This window comes from Dechloromonas sp. A34 (assembly GCF_026261605.1).
GTDB lineage: Bacteria > Pseudomonadota > Gammaproteobacteria > Burkholderiales > Rhodocyclaceae > Azonexus.
In genome coordinates, this window is record NZ_CP102486.1 from 3,976,459 (window position 1) to 3,991,738 (window position 15,280).

Sequence of the window (15,280 nt, forward strand, 5' to 3'; positions counted from 1 at the left end):
GAGCAATATTTCAAACCTGAATCAGAAATACCGTTGTTTTCAAGGAATATTCGGCCGGTTTTCCGACAGCGCACACGCCATCGCGATCTTCAGACTCAGCGCCGCTTGGCCGCCTTCTTTGCCGGTGGCCGAGCGTCCGGCTTTGCCGTCCGTTTGCCAGCAGTTTTGGACACACTCTTCTTGGTGGCCACTTTGACCGTCGCCTTACCCACCGGCTTCTCCTGATTACGCTCCCGCGCTTCCGGCGCCTTCCGGCCCATCGACTTGCGCGCTGCCGAGCTGCCATCCGTCCTGACCAGGACGAAATCGATCTTGTTGGACTCGAGATCGGCCCGCACCAGCTTGACCCGCACCCGGTCCCCCAGTCGGAAACGCTGCCCGGTTCGCTCACCCAGCATCTGGTGCTTGACGTTGTCGAACTGGAAGTAATCCTCACCCAGATCCGAAACATGAACCAGGCCTTCGACGTAGATCGTATCGAGCGCCACGAAGATGCCGAAGCCCGTCACCGCCGAGATGGTGCCGTCGAAGACCTCGCCGATGCGCTCCTTCATAAAGAAGCATTTCAGCCAGTTCTCGACATCGCGCGTCGCCTCGTCGGCCCGCCGTTCGGTTGACGAGCACTGGAGGCCGATATCGTCCCAGCTGCTGGTCGGCGTGTAGGTTTCCTTGGCCAGCACGGCCTTGATCGCGCGATGCACCAGCAAGTCAGGGTAGCGCCGGATCGGCGAGGTGAAGTGCGTGTAGTGCTCGTAGGCCAGACCGAAATGGCCGACATTGTCCGGGCTGTACATCGCCTGCTTCAGCGAGCGCAGCATCACGGTCTGCAAGAGCTGGAAATCCGGGCGCAGCTTGATCTTCTCAAGCAGCACCGCGTAGTCCTTGGCCCGTGGGTCGTCACCGCCACCCAGCGCCATCCCGAATTCGCCGAGGAAGGCGCGCAGGTTGGTCAGCTTCTCGTCGGAGGGCGCCGCATGCACCCGGTACAGACAGGTCTGCTTGTGCGCAGCGAGGAAGTCCGAGGCGCAGACATTGGCCGCCAGCATGCACTCTTCGATAACCCGGTGTGCGTCGTTGCGGACGACCGGCACGATGTTCTCGATCTTGCCCTCGGCATTGAACAGCATTTGCGTTTCGGTCGTCTCGAAGTCGATCGCACCGCGCGTGCTGCGCGCCTTGTGCAGGGCCTGGAAGAGCTTGTAAAGATTTTTCAGGTGCGGCTGCAGAGCCTTGTGGATGTCACTTTCCGGTTTCGCCTCGCCGGACAGCCATGACCAGACCAGGTTGTAGGTCAGCCGGGCATGCGAGCGGAAGACCGCCGGGTAGAACCGGTACTCGCCGATCTTGCCGGCGGCGCTGATCGCCATGTCACAAACCATGGCCATGCGCTCAACATCCGGGTTCAACGAGCAGATGCCGTTGGACAGTTTCTCCGGCAGCATGGGGATGACGCGGCGCGGGAAATACACCGAGTTGCCGCGCTCCAGGGCTTCCTTGTCGAGCGCCATACCCGGCCGCACGTAATGCGAGACGTCGGCAATCGCGACGACTAGCCGCCAGCCCCGCCCCTTCTTCTCGCAATAGACGGCATCGTCGAAATCGCGTGCCGTCTCGCCGTCGATGGTCACCAGCGGCAACTCGCGCAGATCCTCGCGCCCGGCCAGATCGGCTTTCTTGACCTTGTCCGGCAAGGCCTTGTTTTCTTCCAATGCCTTCTTCGAGAACTCGAAGGGCAAATCATGCTTGCGCAGCGCGATCTCGATTTCCATGCCAGGATCGGCATAGTTGCCCAGCACTTCAATGATGCGCCCGATCGGCTGCGAAAACTTGCTGGGCTGCTCGATGATCTCGACCATCACCACCTGCCCGGACTCCGGTTTTGTCTTGGCCTTCTTCTCCGGTGGCACCAGGATGTCCTGCGCGATACGGCGGTTCTCGGGAACCACGAAAACGACGCCGTGCTCGACAAATACACGGCCGACAACCTTGCTGTTGACCCGTTCGGTGACCTCGACAATACTGCCCTCCGGCCGCCCCTTGCGGTCCAGGCCCATGATCCGCACCAGGGCGCGGTCGCCATGCAAAACCTTGCCCATCTGGCGCTGGTCGAGAAAGATGTCGGGACTACCGTCATCCGGCACTAGAAAACCGTAACCATCCGGGTGACCTTGAATTCTCCCCGCTGTCAGGCTGGCCCGCTCGGGCAAGATATAAGCCCCCTTGCGGTTGCGCAGCAGCTGGCCCTCGCGTTCCATGGCCCCCAGGCGGCGCTGGAACATCTCGCGCTCGCTTTCGGAAATATCCAGCAATTCAATCAACTCGACGAGCCCCAGCGGCCGGGCCTCGTCGGTCAACACCTGGGAAACGTATTCACGGGACGGCAACGGTTGTTCATAACGGAGGGATTCACGCTCGAAGAACGGATCGGCACGGCGGATTTTTGATAATTTTTTAATTGACATCTTTTCTTCTTTCTCTATAATGGCGGCTCTTCGCATCTGTGCCCAGGTGGCGGAATTGGTAGACGCACTAGTTTCAGGTACTAGCGGGTAACTCCGTGGGGGTTCGAGTCCCTTCCTGGGCACCAGCGATTTTGATAGAAGGCCTTGTTCAAACAAGGCCTTTTTTCATTTCTGCCGGGGTTTTCAACACAACCGGCCAATGCACGGTTCGTCTCAACTGGGCCGCATTGTCTCACAGCCCGCTGCGCCAGTCCTCCCCGGCAACAATTGCTAACACTTGCGTACACTGCGCCGGTAATCGCCGGCATCCTCTCTGCGTTATTCGGCTTGTCACCACCACCCTTGCGAGCCGAATCATGAAAAAGACTACCGCCATCTGCCTGGCCATCAGCCTTGCACTGGGCACTGCCGGAACGGCCCAGGCCGAGTGGAGCCGTCATGGCGGCCACGGCGGCCATCGCCAGCATTACGACGGGGGCGGTCGCCACAACAACTGGATCGGACCAGCGGCAATCCTCGCCATCACCGGACTCGCGATTGGAGCCGCCGCCTACAACCAGGCCAACGCCGCACCGGTATACGTGGCACCACCCCGCAGCTACCAACCGCCACCTGAATCGGGCAACTGGTACTACTGCCAGCCGTATGAACAGTATTACCCCTATGTCCGCGACTGCCCCGAACCCTGGCAACAGGTGATGCCGCCGCGCTGAAAATTAAAACGGGCCTTGCGGCCCGTTGCTCTTTGCGCGATCGCCAACCGGATCAGTTGAAGGGATGCTCCTTGAGGATGGTCTCGTCGCGCTCGGGGCCGGTCGACACGATGGCGATCGGCACTTCGCAGAGGACTTCCAGACGATTCAGGTAGGCCTGGGCATTGACCGGCAGGTCTTCCCAACGCTTGACGCCAAAGGTCGTGCCCGTCCAGCCGGGCATGGTTTCGTAAATCGGCTCACAACGGGCGACCTCATCGGCGCCGATCGGCAGCAGGTCAAGTACCTTGCCGTCGAGCTTGTAGCCGGTACAGATGCTGAGTTCCTTAAGACCATCCAGCACATCCAGTTTGGTGATGCACAAGCCTGTGAGGCCGTTGATCCGGCCCGAACGACGCAGTGCGGCGGCATCGAACCAGCCGCAGCGGCGCTTGCGCCCGGTCACCGTACCAAATTCGCGACCGACCTGCGACATCTGGTAACCCGGCACGCCTTCGGTGTCGATATCTAGCTCGCTCGGGAAAGGACCGCCACCGACACGGGTGCAGTAGGCCTTGGTGATACCCAGAACGTAATGCAGCATGCCCGGACCGATGCCGGCGCCGGCTGACGCCTGACCGGCCACACAGTTGGAGGACGTGACAAACGGATAGGTGCCGTGATCGATGTCGAGCAGCGTCCCCTGGGCACCTTCGAACAGCAGGTTCTGACCGGCCTGATTGGCGGCATAGAGCGCGGCGGAAACATCGGTCACCATCGGCCGGATCTGCTCGGCATCTGCCATCGCCTGATCAAGCACAGTCTGGTAATCGACGGCCGGCGCCTTGAAATACTGGGTCAGCACGAAGTTGTGGTACTCCAGGACTTCCTTGAGCTTCTCGGCGAAACGTTCCGGGTGGAACAGGTCATAGACACGCAGGCCGCGGCGCGAAACCTTGTCTTCATAAGTCGGGCCAATGCCCTTGCCGGTCGTGCCGATCTTCTTGTCCTCGGCCTTCGCTCCCTCACGCGCCTGGTCGATGGCCGAGTGGTAAGGCAGGATGAGCGGACAGCCCGGGCTGATCTTGAGGCGCGAACGGACGTCGATGCCGCCTTTTTCCAGCTCGGCGATTTCCGACAGCAGGTGATGGATGTCGAGCACCACGCCGTTGCCGATGTAGCAGTCCACCCCATCGCGCACGATGCCGGAAGGCACCAGATTCAGCTTGTACACCTGTTCGCCGACGACCAGCGTATGACCGGCGTTGTGGCCGCCCTGAAAACGCACCACACCACTGGCGTGGTCGGTCAGCCAGTCGACGATCTTGCCCTTCCCCTCGTCACCCCACTGGGTGCCCACCACGATGACATTCTTGGCCATTTCTTAATCCTCTTGTATTGCTTCAATAATCCATTGCCCACCGACCTGGACGAGCTTGCGGTCGCACATGGGGCCTTCGCAGGCCGTCTCGCCCGGCAGCAGTTCGACGACGATCTCCCCCTGCTCGCGCAGTGCCGCGATATGGGCCGCCAACAACTTGTAGTGACCGGCGTAGGAAGCGAGAATCGCCCCCTGTAACCGACCCGGCGGGACCAATCGGGCCACTTCGCGCAAATCCATCGAAAAGCCGGTAGCCGGCCGGGCCCGACCAAAGGTCTTGCCAGCGCCGTCGTAGCGGCCGCCCAGGGCAATCGCCACCGGATAACCGGGACAGTAGGCGGCAAAGACCACTCCGTTGTGATAGTGATAACCGCGCAGATCGGACAAATCGATCGAGAACGGCAGTTCGGGAGCCGCACCAAACAGATGGCGCAAGCCGTCGAGCGCGCCGGCGATTGCCGGCAAGTCGGGCAATTCGGTCGCCGCCCGCTGCAGGACCTCGGCCCCGCCATATAGCTGCGGCAAGGCAATCAGTGCCTCACGATAAGGCGAAGGGACGGCGGCACATGCCTCCATCAGTCCCGGCACATCCTTGGCCTGGAGCAGACTGAGGACGTTTTCCTCGTCCTCCTTCGGCAGCCCGGCCGCTTCGGCCAGGGCACGGAAGATGCCGACATGCCCAAGGTCGATGCGACTGATCGGCAGCTTGATGACAGCAAAAGCACCTGCCATCAGACGAATGATGTCGAGATCGGCCTCGATCCCGGCATAACCGTAGAGTTCGGCACCGATCTGGACAGGCTCGCGCCCGGCAGAAACGCTTGCCGGCAGGGTGTGCAGTACGTGGCCGCAATAACAGAGACGGGTTACGCCTTGATGATTCAACAGATGGGCGTCGATCCGGGCCGCCTGCGGCGTGATGTCGGCGCGCACCCCCATGGTTCGCCCGGAAAGCTGGTCGACCAGATTGAAGGTGCGCAGCTTGAGATCCTGCCCGGCACCGGTCAACAGCGACTCCAGGTACTCCAGCATTGGTGGCATGACAAATTCAAAACCACGCCCCGAAAGTGATCGAGAATGCTGCGGCGCAGACGTTCGATGCGCGCGGCTTCGGCCGGCAGCGCATCGGCAATGTATTCAGGTAACAGCCAGTTCATGAGAAAAGGACTAAAAGGACGAGCCCGATCAGCATCGAGGTCAGACCAACGAAGCGAATCTGCCCGTCCGAGAATTGAATGAGGCGGCGAAAGGTTTCACGCCAAGCCGCCGGCGCAATAAAAGGCATGGCACCTTCGAGCACCAGCATCAGCGCGAAGGCAAGCAGGATGGTCGATGTCATTTGCCCTTGTCGTTACCACGACCGAGGCTTTTCATATACTTGAAGAAATCGGAACTCGGCTCGACCACCAGTACATCGTTTTTGTTTTTGAAACTGCCGCGATAGGCCTCGAGGCTGCGATAGAAGGCGTAGAACTCGGGATTTGCACTGAACGCCCCGGCATAGATCGCCGAAGCCTTGGCATCGCCTTCGCCCTTGATCTTCTGCGCGTCGCGGTAGGCATCGGCAATGATGATTTCGCGCTGACGATCAGCATCGGCACGGATTTTCTCAGCCTCGGCCGAACCTTCCGAACGCAGTTCGTTGGCGACGCGTTTGCGCTCCGCCTCCATCCGGCGATAGACCGCATCGCTGACCTCGGTCGGCAGTTCAACCCGCTTCAGGCGGACGTCGACGATCTGGACGCCGATCTTGCGGGCGTCGGCATCGGCCTTTTCGCGCATCTGTTCCATGATCTTGTCGCGTTCGCCGGAAACCACGTCATGCACCGTCCGCTTGCCGAATTCCTCGCGCAAACCGGCGTTGACCGTCTGGTTCAGGCGCGTCCTGGCCCGCGTTTCATCGCCGCCCACCGAAATGTAGTAGAGGCTGGGATCGACGATGCGCCACTTGATATAGGAGTCGACCAGAACATTCTTCTTCTCAGAAGTAATGAAGCGTTCCGGGTCGGCGTTATCGAGCGTGATGATGCGCTTCTCGAAATAGCGGACGTTCTGGACCATCGGAATCTTGAAATTCAGACCCGGTTCGGTAATCACCCGCTTGACTTCGCCCAGCTGGAAAACCAGCGCGTAAAGACGCTGATCGACGGTAAAGATCGACATCGCCATGACCACCAGCACGGTGGCAGCAACGGCACCTAACAGATTGATACGCGGACTCATCAACGCCCCTCCCGATCACGCGAGCGCAATGAACCTTCGCGCGAACTTCCCGAATATGATCCACCGCCCACCTGCGGCGCCCGCTCAACTTGTGGTGGAGCCTCCGACGACAACGGTGAAGACGGCCGCACCGCCGTATTGGCGGCCGGCGCTTCGACCGGACCAACCTGAGCGGCAGTCATGCCCGCCGCCGACTGCATCAGCTTGTCGAGCGGCAGATAAAGCAGGTTGCCCTGCCCCTTGGCATCGACCAGGACCTTGCTGGTATTGGCATAGACCTGCTGCATGGTTTCCAGATACAGGCGCTGACGAGTGACTTCCGGGGCCTTGGCGTATTCGACCTGAACCTGACGGAAGCGCGAGGCATCGCCTTCCGCCGTCGAGATGACGCGCTGCTTGTGGCCGTTGGCCTCTTCGAGCAGGCGTGCTGCAGTACCCTTGGCCTTTGGAATCACGTCGTTAGCGTAAGCCTGACCTTCATTCTTCTGGCGCTCACGATCCTGACCGGCTTTCACTGCGTCGTCAAACGCCGCTTGCACCTGCTCCGGCGGCTGGGCATTCTGCATGGTCACCTTGGAGACCAGAATGCCACTCTTGTAGCGATCGAGGATGTCCTGCATCAACTTGGCGGCCTGGGTCGCGATCTGCTCGCGTCCTTCGTACAGAACGAAGTTCATTTCACTCTTGCCGACGATTTCCCGGACTGCGGATTCAGCAGCTCCCATCACGGCTTCGTCGGTAGAACGATTGTTGAACAGATACTCGACCGGATCCTTCAATATGTATTGCACGGCAAACTGAATGTTCACGATGTTTTCATCATCTGTCAGCATCAAGGCCTCTTTCAGCACCTTGTTGCGTTCCGTGCCGCGATAACCGATTTCCAGTGTGCGCACGCCGGACAGATTGACCAGTTCATGTGACTGGAAGGGGTACGGAAAACGCCAGCGCAGGCCGGGCTCGGTGGATTCCTTGTAGCTGCCGAACTGAAGAACGATGCCGCGCTGTGAGGCGTCGACAATATAGAAACCCGACGCCAGCCAGACAACGGCGACCAGACCGGCGATCAGGCCGATCCCGCCACCGAGAAACTTGGGATTGAAATCGATGTTGGGCATGCGCGGACCGTCGCCGCCGTTGCCGCCACCGCCCTTCTTGCCAAACATACCGGACAGCTTGCGATTGAAATCGCGCCACAACTCTTCGAGATCGGGGGGCCGTCATTCGGGCGACGAGGACCACCACCACCGGGCTTGTCACCGTCATTGCTGCCACGGTTGCCCCATTGCGGGTCATTGAGCGACATGAAAATACCTAACGTAGGAATCATGGGTTTGGGGATTTCAATTAGTGTAGTCGTGTTGGGCTTCGTGCTCGGCGTCGGCCAGCGCCTTCCGCCTTGCCTCAGCCTTTGCTCGTGCATATTCGGCCAGTGATTCCCGCAGCAAATCCAGGCCAACTCCCGAGCGCGCACTGACGCGAACGCGCGCGATATTACCATACTCGTCGCGCTCGACTCCCGGCGCGGCATCGGTCAGGTCGATCTTGTTCCAGACGATGACCTGGCGCATCTGGCCGGCACCGATTTCCTCGAGCACCTTCTTGACTTCATAAATTTGCTCGTCACGGGCATGACTGGCGCTATCCACTACATGCAACAGGACATCTGCGTCGATAGCGGCCTCCAGCGTGGCATGAAAAGCATCGACCAGAGAGTGAGGCAGATCGCGGATGAAGCCAACGGTATCGGAAATCACGATATTGCCCGCTCCCTCGATCCACAGCTTGCGCGCCGTGGTATCCAGGGTCGCGAACAACTGGTCGGCTGCAAAGACACCGGCATGGGTCAAGGCATTGAACAACGTCGATTTGCCGGCATTGGTGTAGCCAACCAGCGAGACGTTGAGGGTGTCGCCACGCCGACGCGCCTTGCGCTGCACACCGCGCTGGCGCGAAAGTTTTTCCAGTCGCTCCTTGAGCAATTTGACCCGATTGCCGAGCAAGCGGCGGTCGGTTTCAAGCTGTGTTTCGCCAGGCCCGCGCATACCGATACCGCCCCGCTGCCGCTCCAGGTGAGTCCAGCCCCGCACCAGGCGGGTCGACAAATGTTCAAGCTGGGCCAGTTCAACCTGCAATTTACCCTCGGCGCTGGAAGCGCGCAGGGCGAAGATATCGAGAATCAGACTGGTCCGGTCAATCACGCGACATTTGAGTTCGCGTTCAAGATTACGTTCCTGGGCCGGCGACAGTTCGTGATTGAAAATCACCAGATCGGAGTCGCCAGCAGCCAGCATCGCTGCAATCTCCTGCACCTTGCCTTTACCGGCAAAGGTTTTGGGATCGGGACTATGACGACGGCCAAAAACTTCCGCAACCACTATGCCGCCGGCCGATTCAGCCAGCAGGCGAACTTCTTTCAGTTGATCCTCGAGGTCCGGTTGGCCAAAATCAAGCTGCACGATCACCGCACGTTCACCGGCGGCGGGTCGTTCAGTCATGGGCATTTACTGACGCGAGAAGCATTGGCCCGCTAAAATAGCGAGCCCTGGAACATGGGCTTATTGTTCCGCCGCCTGTTCTTGCTGGAGGTTGACCGGGCGAGCCGGAACCACCGTCGAGATGGCATGCTTGTATACCATCTGGGTAACCGTGTTCTTCAACAGTACAACGTACTGATCGAAGGACTCAACCTGGCCCTGCAATTTGATCCCGTTCACCAGGTAGATTGAGACGGGAACATGCTCTCGACGGAGAGCGTTGAGGAAGGGGTCTTGTAAGAGTTGCCCTTTATTGCTCATGGTGTGGACTCCATGTGTGTTGTTATGAGTTGCCTAATGTACCCAAAATACTTCGGGTTGCCAAAGCATTTAGGGTTTATTTCTTGTCTTTGTCGGCAAACGGATTTTTCGCGGTAACAAACTGGATGCGCAAAGGCGTTCCCTGCAATTTGAAGGCCTCGCGGAAAGTGTGTTCAAGATAACGACGATAGCTGTCGGTGATGTGATCGACCGCATTTCCGTGAACGACGATGATCGGGGGGTTGGAACCGCCCTGGTGGGCATAGCGCGGCTTCGGCCGGAAAAGGCCATGCTTGGGCGGCGCCTGCCTGGCAACCGCGTCGATCAGCACCCGCGCCAGGCGTGGTGTGGACATCTTGGTCATGGCCGCCGTGAAAGCGGAATCGACTGACCGGAACATGGACTCCAGACCAATATTGTCGCGTGCCGAAATAAAGTGGAATTTGGCGAAATCGAGGAATTTCAGCTTGCGCTGCAGGATCAGGCGCGTTTGCTCACGGGTGTAGGCATCGAGGCCATCCCATTTGTTAACAGCAACCACCAGCGCCCGACCGGATTGCACGATGAAATCGGCAATATGGGCATCCTGCTCGGAAACATCAGCCTGGGCATCCACCATCAGGATGACGACATTGGCATCCTCGATCGCCTGCAGGGTCTTCACCACTGAGAACTTCTCGATCGACTCGAAGACCTTGCCGCGCTTGCGCATACCCGCCGTATCGACCAGTACATACTTGCGGCCGCCGCGTTCGAAATCGATCTCAATCGAATCCCGTGTCGTGCCCGGCGCATCGAAAGCGATGACGCGCTCTTCACCGAGCAGCGTGTTGATCAGCGTCGACTTGCCGACATTCGGTCGCCCGACAATTGCCACCCGGATGGCATCGGATTTTTCTTCCTCTTCGTCCGGCTCCGGAAAGGACTCCAGGGCCAGATCGACCAAGCCGCGAACGCCTTCGCCGTGAGCCGAGGAAATGGCATTGGGTTCGCCGAGACCGAGCTCGTGGAACTCCGCCTCGACCATACCGGCATTCATGCCTTCCGCCTTGTTGACAGCGACAAAGACCGGCCGGCCAATGCGCCGCAGCTTGTTGGCGATTTCCTTGTCGTGCGGCGTAATGCCGGTACGACCGTCGACCACGAAAATGACAGCATCAGCCTCGGCAATCGCCTGCTCGGTCTGGCGCGCCATTTCGTGCAGGATGCCTTCTTTGATCAGCGGCTCGAAACCGCCTGTATCGACAACCAGATAGGGTTTGCGCCCCAGCTTGCCGTGACCGTAGTGACGGTCGCGGGTCAGCCCCGGCATGTCGGCGACGATGGCGTCGCGCGACTTGGTCAGGCGATTGAAAAGAGTGGACTTGCCGACATTGGGTCGGCCAACCAGAACGAGCGTAGGTTTCATTGCGCCTCGATTGCGCTCACGTTGCCGCCCGCGGTTTGCACCAGAAAGCTTGAACCGAGCAATTGAACCGGGGCACGCACGGGCGTTCCGTCGGTCTTCATGCGGGCGGCAAAGCTGCCGTCCTCACGGGAAAGAAAATGGACGATGCCCTCGGCATCGGCCACGGCGACCAGCCCACGACGAACGGCCGGGCCGGACAGGCGGCGATTGAGCAGCTTGTCCTGCTTCCACAGGCTGCTGCCGGACAATCGATCCAGGGCATGGACTGCGCCCTTCTCGTCGGTGACGAACAGGTAGCGCCCGTCAAGGACCAGACCAGCGGCCGACGAAATGTCACGCGACCAGATCATCGCCCCCCCCTGGCTCATGTCGAAACAAGCCACGCGGCCCTGAAAGGCGACGGCACAAATCTGGCTGCCTTCGATGACAGGAGAGGCCACGATATCGGCAACGCGATCAAGCTCAGTCGCCCCCTTGGGGAGCGCCACCGCTCCCTCCCAGACCGGCGCACCATTCTGCAAGGACAGGGCAACCAACTTGCCACCGGGAAAGCCGACAAAAACGAAACGATCGGCAAAGATCGGCGCCCCTGCACTGCGAATCGACAAGCTCGGCGTCGAACGTTGATAAACCCACTTGCGGCCACCGTCACCAGCATCGAACAGGAAGACGCGGTTGTCACCACTCTTGACGGCGACGCCCTCGTTACCCACGGTCGGCGAGGCCAGCACCTCGCTGGTCACCTTGGCCTGCCAACGCGGCTTGCCATCCTCGGTCGAAAAGGCCAGGACATCGCCCTTGGGCGTGGCAACCACGACCAACTGACCACCGGCCCCGACCCCAGCCGACAAGGGCTGACCGACGTTGATTTTCCATATGGTTTTGCCATCTTCGATCTTGCTGAGCGCACCGTCACGGCCAGCGATGTAAATGGCACTGCCCAGCACGGCCGGCGCAAAGGTGTAATCGCCTGCCTTGCCCGCACCGGCCGACCACTGCGTGCGAACTTCAGCGGTCGCGACAATCGGCTTCAACGCGGCCATCTTGGGCGCGGCACTGGTGAAGGGGTTGATCGAATTGATCGCGTCGGAAACGGTCGCACAACCGCCGAGCAACAGTCCGGCAGCGGCCAACAGAACAAGCAGGCGGCGTGACATCAGGCGGCCTTCCCCAGGCTGTCAAGCTTTTGCCGGAGCAGTTCGCGCCCGGCGCCGGCCTTGCCGGAAGCATGGTCCAGGGCGGCTTGGTAGGCACCGCGCGCTTCGGACTTCTTGCCCTGGGCGGCCAGCACATCACCCTTCAGCTCCTGAAAACGAGCCTCGAAGGCGGGCAACGAGGCCCCAGCCAATTGCTTCAGCGCCTCGTCATAGGCTTTTTCGTCAAGGTGCACGGCTGCCAAACGCAGACGGGCGAGATCCTTGACCTCATCCTTGCCATTGGCGGCAGCCCAGCTCAGCTGTGCCTTGGCCGTTTTGAGGTCGCCTGCTTCAAAGGATTGCCTGGCCGCCAGCAAAGCGGCTAGAGAAGCATAACTGGTGCTGCCGAACTTTTCCGCCAGTTCGCCGGCAGACGACTTGACCTTCTGGGCATCGCCAGCCGCCACAGCCTGTTCGAGGACCGCATAGATCGCCGCCGCCTGTGTCGACTGGCCCCGCTGATACCAGTTCCAGCCTTGCCAGCCGATCACTGCCAGGCAAAACACAGTGATCACACCGGTCACCAGGTTGCCATACATCTTCCACCAGGTTTTCAGCGTGTCGATCTGTTCCTGTTCTTCTAGGTCGTAGTGCGCCATCCGCTTATTCCTCTTCGTCCGAATCGATCAATTGCCCGATGATGGCATCCGCCAGATCATCGACCTTCAGTTTAAGTTGGGCCACGCCTTCTTCGCGCAGCGCCTTGAGTTGGGCTTCACCGGTCGCCGCTTCATCGTCGCCGATGATGACGGCAAATGTCGCCCCGCTGCCATCGGCTTTCTTCATCTGCGACTTGAAGCTGCCGCCACCGCAATGCAGCAACACGTTAATCCCCTGGTCGCGCAGCCCTTCGGCAACGCGGAAAGCCTGGCGGGAAGCGACATCACCTTGATGCACCAAATAGACATCAGGCGCCGGAGCCGCCGGTTCGCCGCCGGAGTCTCTGATCAATGCGATCAGGCGTTCGACGCCCATCGCAAAGCCGCAGGCCGGCGTCGGCTTGCCACCGAGTTGCTCGACCAGTCCGTCGTAACGGCCGCCGGCACAGACCGTCCCCTGGGCGCCGAGCTTGTCGGTGACCCATTCGAAGACGGTCAGGTTGTAGTAATCGAGGCCGCGCACCAGACGCGGATTGATTGTGAAGGGGATGCCGGCATCGCGTAACACGCGCTGGACGCCCTCAAAATGCGCCAGTGACTCGGCCCCGAGGTAGTCGATCAGCCTCGGTGCGGCAGCGCAAAGATCCTGCATCGCCGGGTTCTTGGTATCGAGGATGCGCAGCGGGTTGGTGTGCAGACGGCGCTTGGCATCTTCGTCGAGCAGCTCGGCGTGTTCCTCGAAATAGGCGATCAAGGCCGCCCGGTGCTGGGCGCGCTCCTCCGCCTGGCCTAGGCTGTTGAGCTGCAGTTCGATGCCGTCGAGGCCGAGATCGGCCCACAGGCGGGCGCCCATCAGTATCATTTCGGCATCGATGTCCGGACCGGTGAAGCCGAAGGATTCGACGCCGACCTGATGAAACTGGCGGTAACGCCCCTTCTGCGGCCGTTCATGACGGAACATCTGGCCGATGTAGTAGAGGCGCTGTGTCTGACGGGCGGCCAGGTTGTGCTCGATCACGGCACGCACGCAACCAGCAGTGCCTTCGGGACGCAAGGTCAGCGCCTCGCCGTTCAGGCCGTCGATAAAGGAATACATTTCCTTCTCGACGATATCGGTGACTTCACCGATGGCGCGCTTGAAGAGCGGCGTCGGTTCGACGATGGGCATGCGGATGGGGCGATAGCCGTAGCCCTTCAGCCACGCACGGATGGTGTCCTCGAACAGTTCCCAGAATGCCGCTTCTTCGGGCAGGATGTCGTTCATCCCGCGCACGGCTTGCAACGTTTGACTCATGCTTGCAGTTTCTTCTTGTAGGTGCGCTGGACGTAGCGCTCGATGATGTCCTTGAATTCGGCGCTGATATGTTCGCCCTTGAGCGTGACGGTCTTCACCCCGTCCTCGTAAACCGGGGCCGACGGCGCCTCGCCGGTGCCGGGCAGCGAAATGCCGATGTTGGCATGCTTCGACTCGCCGGGGCCGTTGACGATACAGCCCATGACGGCCAGCGTCATGTTCTCGGCACCATCATATTGCAGTTTCCATTCCGGCATTTTGGCGCGGACGAAATCCTGGACATCGCCGGCCAGTTCCTGGAACAAGGTACTGGTCGTGCGGCCGCAGCCCGGGCAGGCCGCAACCATCGGCGTGAAGGCGCGCAGCCCCATGGTCTGCAGGATTTCCTGGGCGACGATCACTTCCTGGCTGCGCGAACCGCCGGGCTCGGGGGTCAGCGAAACGCGGATGGTGTCGCCGATGCCTTCCTGGAGCAGCACGGAGAGCGCGGCGGTAGAGGCGACGATACCCTTCGAACCCATGCCGGCCTCGGTCAGGCCAAGATGCAGCGCATAGTCGGCCCGCCTGGAGAGTTCGCGGTAGATGGCGATCAGGTCCTGCACACTGGAAACCTTGCAGGAGAGGATGATCTTCTCGCCGGCCAGACCGACTTCCTCGGCCTTGGCGGCTGACTCGAGCGCCGAGGTGACCATCGCGTGGCGCATGATCGCGGTGGCGTCGAGCGGCTCGGCACGCTTGCTGTTCTCGTCCATGATGCGGGCCATCAGGTCCTGGTCGAGGCTCCCCCAGTTGACGCCGATGCGTACGGGTTTGTCGTACTTGCAGGCCAGTTCGACCATCTGCGCGAACTGCTCATCCTTTTTCTTGCCGAAGCCGACGTTGCCCGGATTGATCCGGTACTTGGCCAGCGCCTCAGCGCAGGCCGGATGGTCGGTCAGCAGACGATGGCCGTTGTAGTGAAAATCGCCGATCAGCGGCACGTTGCAGTTCATCCGGTCGAGATGCTCACGGATCTTCGGCACGGCGGCGGCAGCTTCCGGCGAGTTGACCGTAATGCGCACCAGTTCCGAGCCGGCGCGCGCCAGTTCGGCACACTGCAGGGCAGTCGCCAGGTAGTCGGCGGTATCGGTATTGGTCATCGACTGAACGACCACCGAGGCGGTGCCGCCGATCGCGACATGGCCGATTCGGGTGGCGCGCGTCAGGCGCCGGGCAAGCGCACTCATG

Annotated in this window: 12 protein-coding genes, 1 tRNA gene and 2 pseudogenes; 2 read left to right on the plus strand and 13 right to left on the minus strand. The window is 60.5% G+C overall.

The genetic code is table 11. The features are described from left to right. Positions 1-95: 95 nt before the first annotated feature. A complete protein-coding gene (gene rnr / locus NQE15_RS19850; protein ID WP_265944017.1) occupies positions 96-2,462 on the minus strand; it encodes a ribonuclease R in 2,367 nt (788 codons plus the stop codon). A 40-nt stretch (positions 2,463-2,502) separates the two neighbouring features. On the opposite strand from rnr, the gene NQE15_RS19855 reads away from it, so the two are divergent. Together NQE15_RS19855 and NQE15_RS19860 are read left to right on the plus strand one after the other, a co-directional pair. Beyond that, positions 2,503-2,587: transfer RNA gene (locus tag NQE15_RS19855), tRNA-Leu, on the plus strand. A 231-nt stretch (positions 2,588-2,818) separates the two neighbouring features. Next, entirely contained in the window at positions 2,819-3,175 is a 357-nt protein-coding gene (locus NQE15_RS19860; protein WP_265944018.1) for a hypothetical protein, read from the plus strand. Positions 3,176-3,227: 52 nt separating this feature from the next. Here the strand turns inward: NQE15_RS19860 and NQE15_RS19865 are convergent, their stop codons facing one another. The 12 genes and pseudogenes from NQE15_RS19865 to ispG all read right to left on the minus strand — a co-directional run bounded on the left by NQE15_RS19865 (position 3,228) and on the right by ispG (position 15,279). Continuing rightward, positions 3,228-4,535, minus strand: a complete 1,308-nt coding sequence (locus NQE15_RS19865) for an adenylosuccinate synthase (protein WP_265944019.1) — start codon at positions 4,533-4,535, stop codon at positions 3,228-3,230. 3 nt (positions 4,536-4,538) lie between these two features. After that, positions 4,539-5,692 (minus strand): annotated as a pseudogene (locus tag NQE15_RS19870) (ATP phosphoribosyltransferase regulatory subunit). Continuing rightward, on the minus strand, positions 5,689-5,874 hold the full coding sequence (locus NQE15_RS19875) for a DUF2065 domain-containing protein (RefSeq protein WP_265944020.1): 186 nt from the start codon (positions 5,872-5,874) through the stop codon (positions 5,689-5,691). Before NQE15_RS19875 ends, NQE15_RS19870 begins: the two are co-directional and overlap by 4 nt. Then, a complete protein-coding gene (gene hflC, locus NQE15_RS19880; RefSeq protein WP_265944021.1) occupies positions 5,871-6,758 on the minus strand; it encodes a protease modulator HflC in 888 nt (295 codons plus the stop codon). The genes NQE15_RS19875 and hflC overlap by 4 nt, the downstream gene beginning before the upstream one ends. Beyond that, positions 6,758-8,064: pseudogene (hflK, locus tag NQE15_RS19885) on the minus strand (FtsH protease activity modulator HflK). Before hflK ends, hflC begins: the two are co-directional and overlap by 1 nt. Before the next feature lie 37 nt (positions 8,065-8,101). After that, positions 8,102-9,256, minus strand: coding sequence for a GTPase HflX (gene hflX / locus NQE15_RS19890; RefSeq protein WP_265944022.1), 1,155 nt, complete (start codon positions 9,254-9,256; stop codon positions 8,102-8,104). Positions 9,257-9,316: 60 nt separating this feature from the next. After that, positions 9,317-9,556 carry an RNA chaperone Hfq gene (hfq, locus tag NQE15_RS19895; protein WP_226416256.1) on the minus strand — a complete coding sequence of 80 codons (240 nt, stop codon included), beginning with the start codon at positions 9,554-9,556 and terminating at the stop codon, positions 9,317-9,319. A gap of 76 nt (positions 9,557-9,632) precedes the next feature. After that, a complete protein-coding gene (der, locus tag NQE15_RS19900; protein ID WP_265944025.1) occupies positions 9,633-10,964 on the minus strand; it encodes a ribosome biogenesis GTPase Der in 1,332 nt (443 codons plus the stop codon). Next, complete coding sequence (gene bamB / locus NQE15_RS19905) at positions 10,961-12,121, minus strand: outer membrane protein assembly factor BamB (RefSeq protein WP_265944027.1); 1,161 nt, start codon at positions 12,119-12,121, stop codon at positions 10,961-10,963. Before bamB ends, der begins: the two co-directional genes overlap by 4 nt. After that, positions 12,121-12,759, minus strand: a complete 639-nt coding sequence (locus NQE15_RS19910; RefSeq protein ID WP_265944029.1) for a YfgM family protein — start codon at positions 12,757-12,759, stop codon at positions 12,121-12,123. The genes bamB and NQE15_RS19910 overlap by 1 nt, the downstream gene beginning before the upstream one ends. A 4-nt stretch (positions 12,760-12,763) precedes the next feature. Continuing rightward, positions 12,764-14,053, minus strand: coding sequence for a histidine--tRNA ligase (hisS, locus tag NQE15_RS19915; RefSeq protein ID WP_265944031.1), 1,290 nt, complete (start codon positions 14,051-14,053; stop codon positions 12,764-12,766). Then, positions 14,050-15,279, minus strand: a complete 1,230-nt coding sequence (ispG, locus tag NQE15_RS19920) for a flavodoxin-dependent (E)-4-hydroxy-3-methylbut-2-enyl-diphosphate synthase (protein WP_265944033.1) — start codon at positions 15,277-15,279, stop codon at positions 14,050-14,052. Before ispG ends, hisS begins: the two co-directional genes overlap by 4 nt. Position 15,280 lies beyond the last annotated feature (1 nt).

Excerpts from the sequence above, each read along its gene's own strand:
- der (WP_265944025.1), bottom strand. The coding sequence starts at position 10,964 with ATGAAACCTACGCTCGTTCTGGTTGGCCGACCCAATGTCGGCAAGTCC.
- bamB (WP_265944027.1), bottom strand. The coding sequence starts at position 12,121 with ATGTCACGCCGCCTGCTTGTTCTGTTGGCCGCTGCCGGACTGTTGCTC.
- ispG (WP_265944033.1), bottom strand. The coding sequence starts at position 15,279 with ATGAGTGCGCTTGCCCGGCGCCTGACGCGCGCCACCCGAATCGGCCAT.
- NQE15_RS19860 (WP_265944018.1), top strand. The coding sequence starts at position 2,819 with ATGAAAAAGACTACCGCCATCTGCCTGGCCATCAGCCTTGCACTGGGC.
- hisS (WP_265944031.1), bottom strand. The coding sequence starts at position 14,053 with ATGAGTCAAACGTTGCAAGCCGTGCGCGGGATGAACGACATCCTGCCC.
- hfq (WP_226416256.1), bottom strand. The coding sequence starts at position 9,556 with ATGAGCAATAAAGGGCAACTCTTACAAGACCCCTTCCTCAACGCTCTC.
- rnr (WP_265944017.1), bottom strand. The coding sequence starts at position 2,462 with ATGTCAATTAAAAAATTATCAAAAATCCGCCGTGCCGATCCGTTCTTC.
- NQE15_RS19875 (WP_265944020.1), bottom strand. The coding sequence starts at position 5,874 with ATGACATCGACCATCCTGCTTGCCTTCGCGCTGATGCTGGTGCTCGAA.
- NQE15_RS19910 (WP_265944029.1), bottom strand. The coding sequence starts at position 12,759 with ATGGCGCACTACGACCTAGAAGAACAGGAACAGATCGACACGCTGAAA.
- hflX (WP_265944022.1), bottom strand. The coding sequence starts at position 9,256 with ATGACTGAACGACCCGCCGCCGGTGAACGTGCGGTGATCGTGCAGCTT.
- NQE15_RS19865 (WP_265944019.1), bottom strand. The coding sequence starts at position 4,535 with ATGGCCAAGAATGTCATCGTGGTGGGCACCCAGTGGGGTGACGAGGGG.
- hflC (WP_265944021.1), bottom strand. The coding sequence starts at position 6,758 with ATGAGTCCGCGTATCAATCTGTTAGGTGCCGTTGCTGCCACCGTGCTG.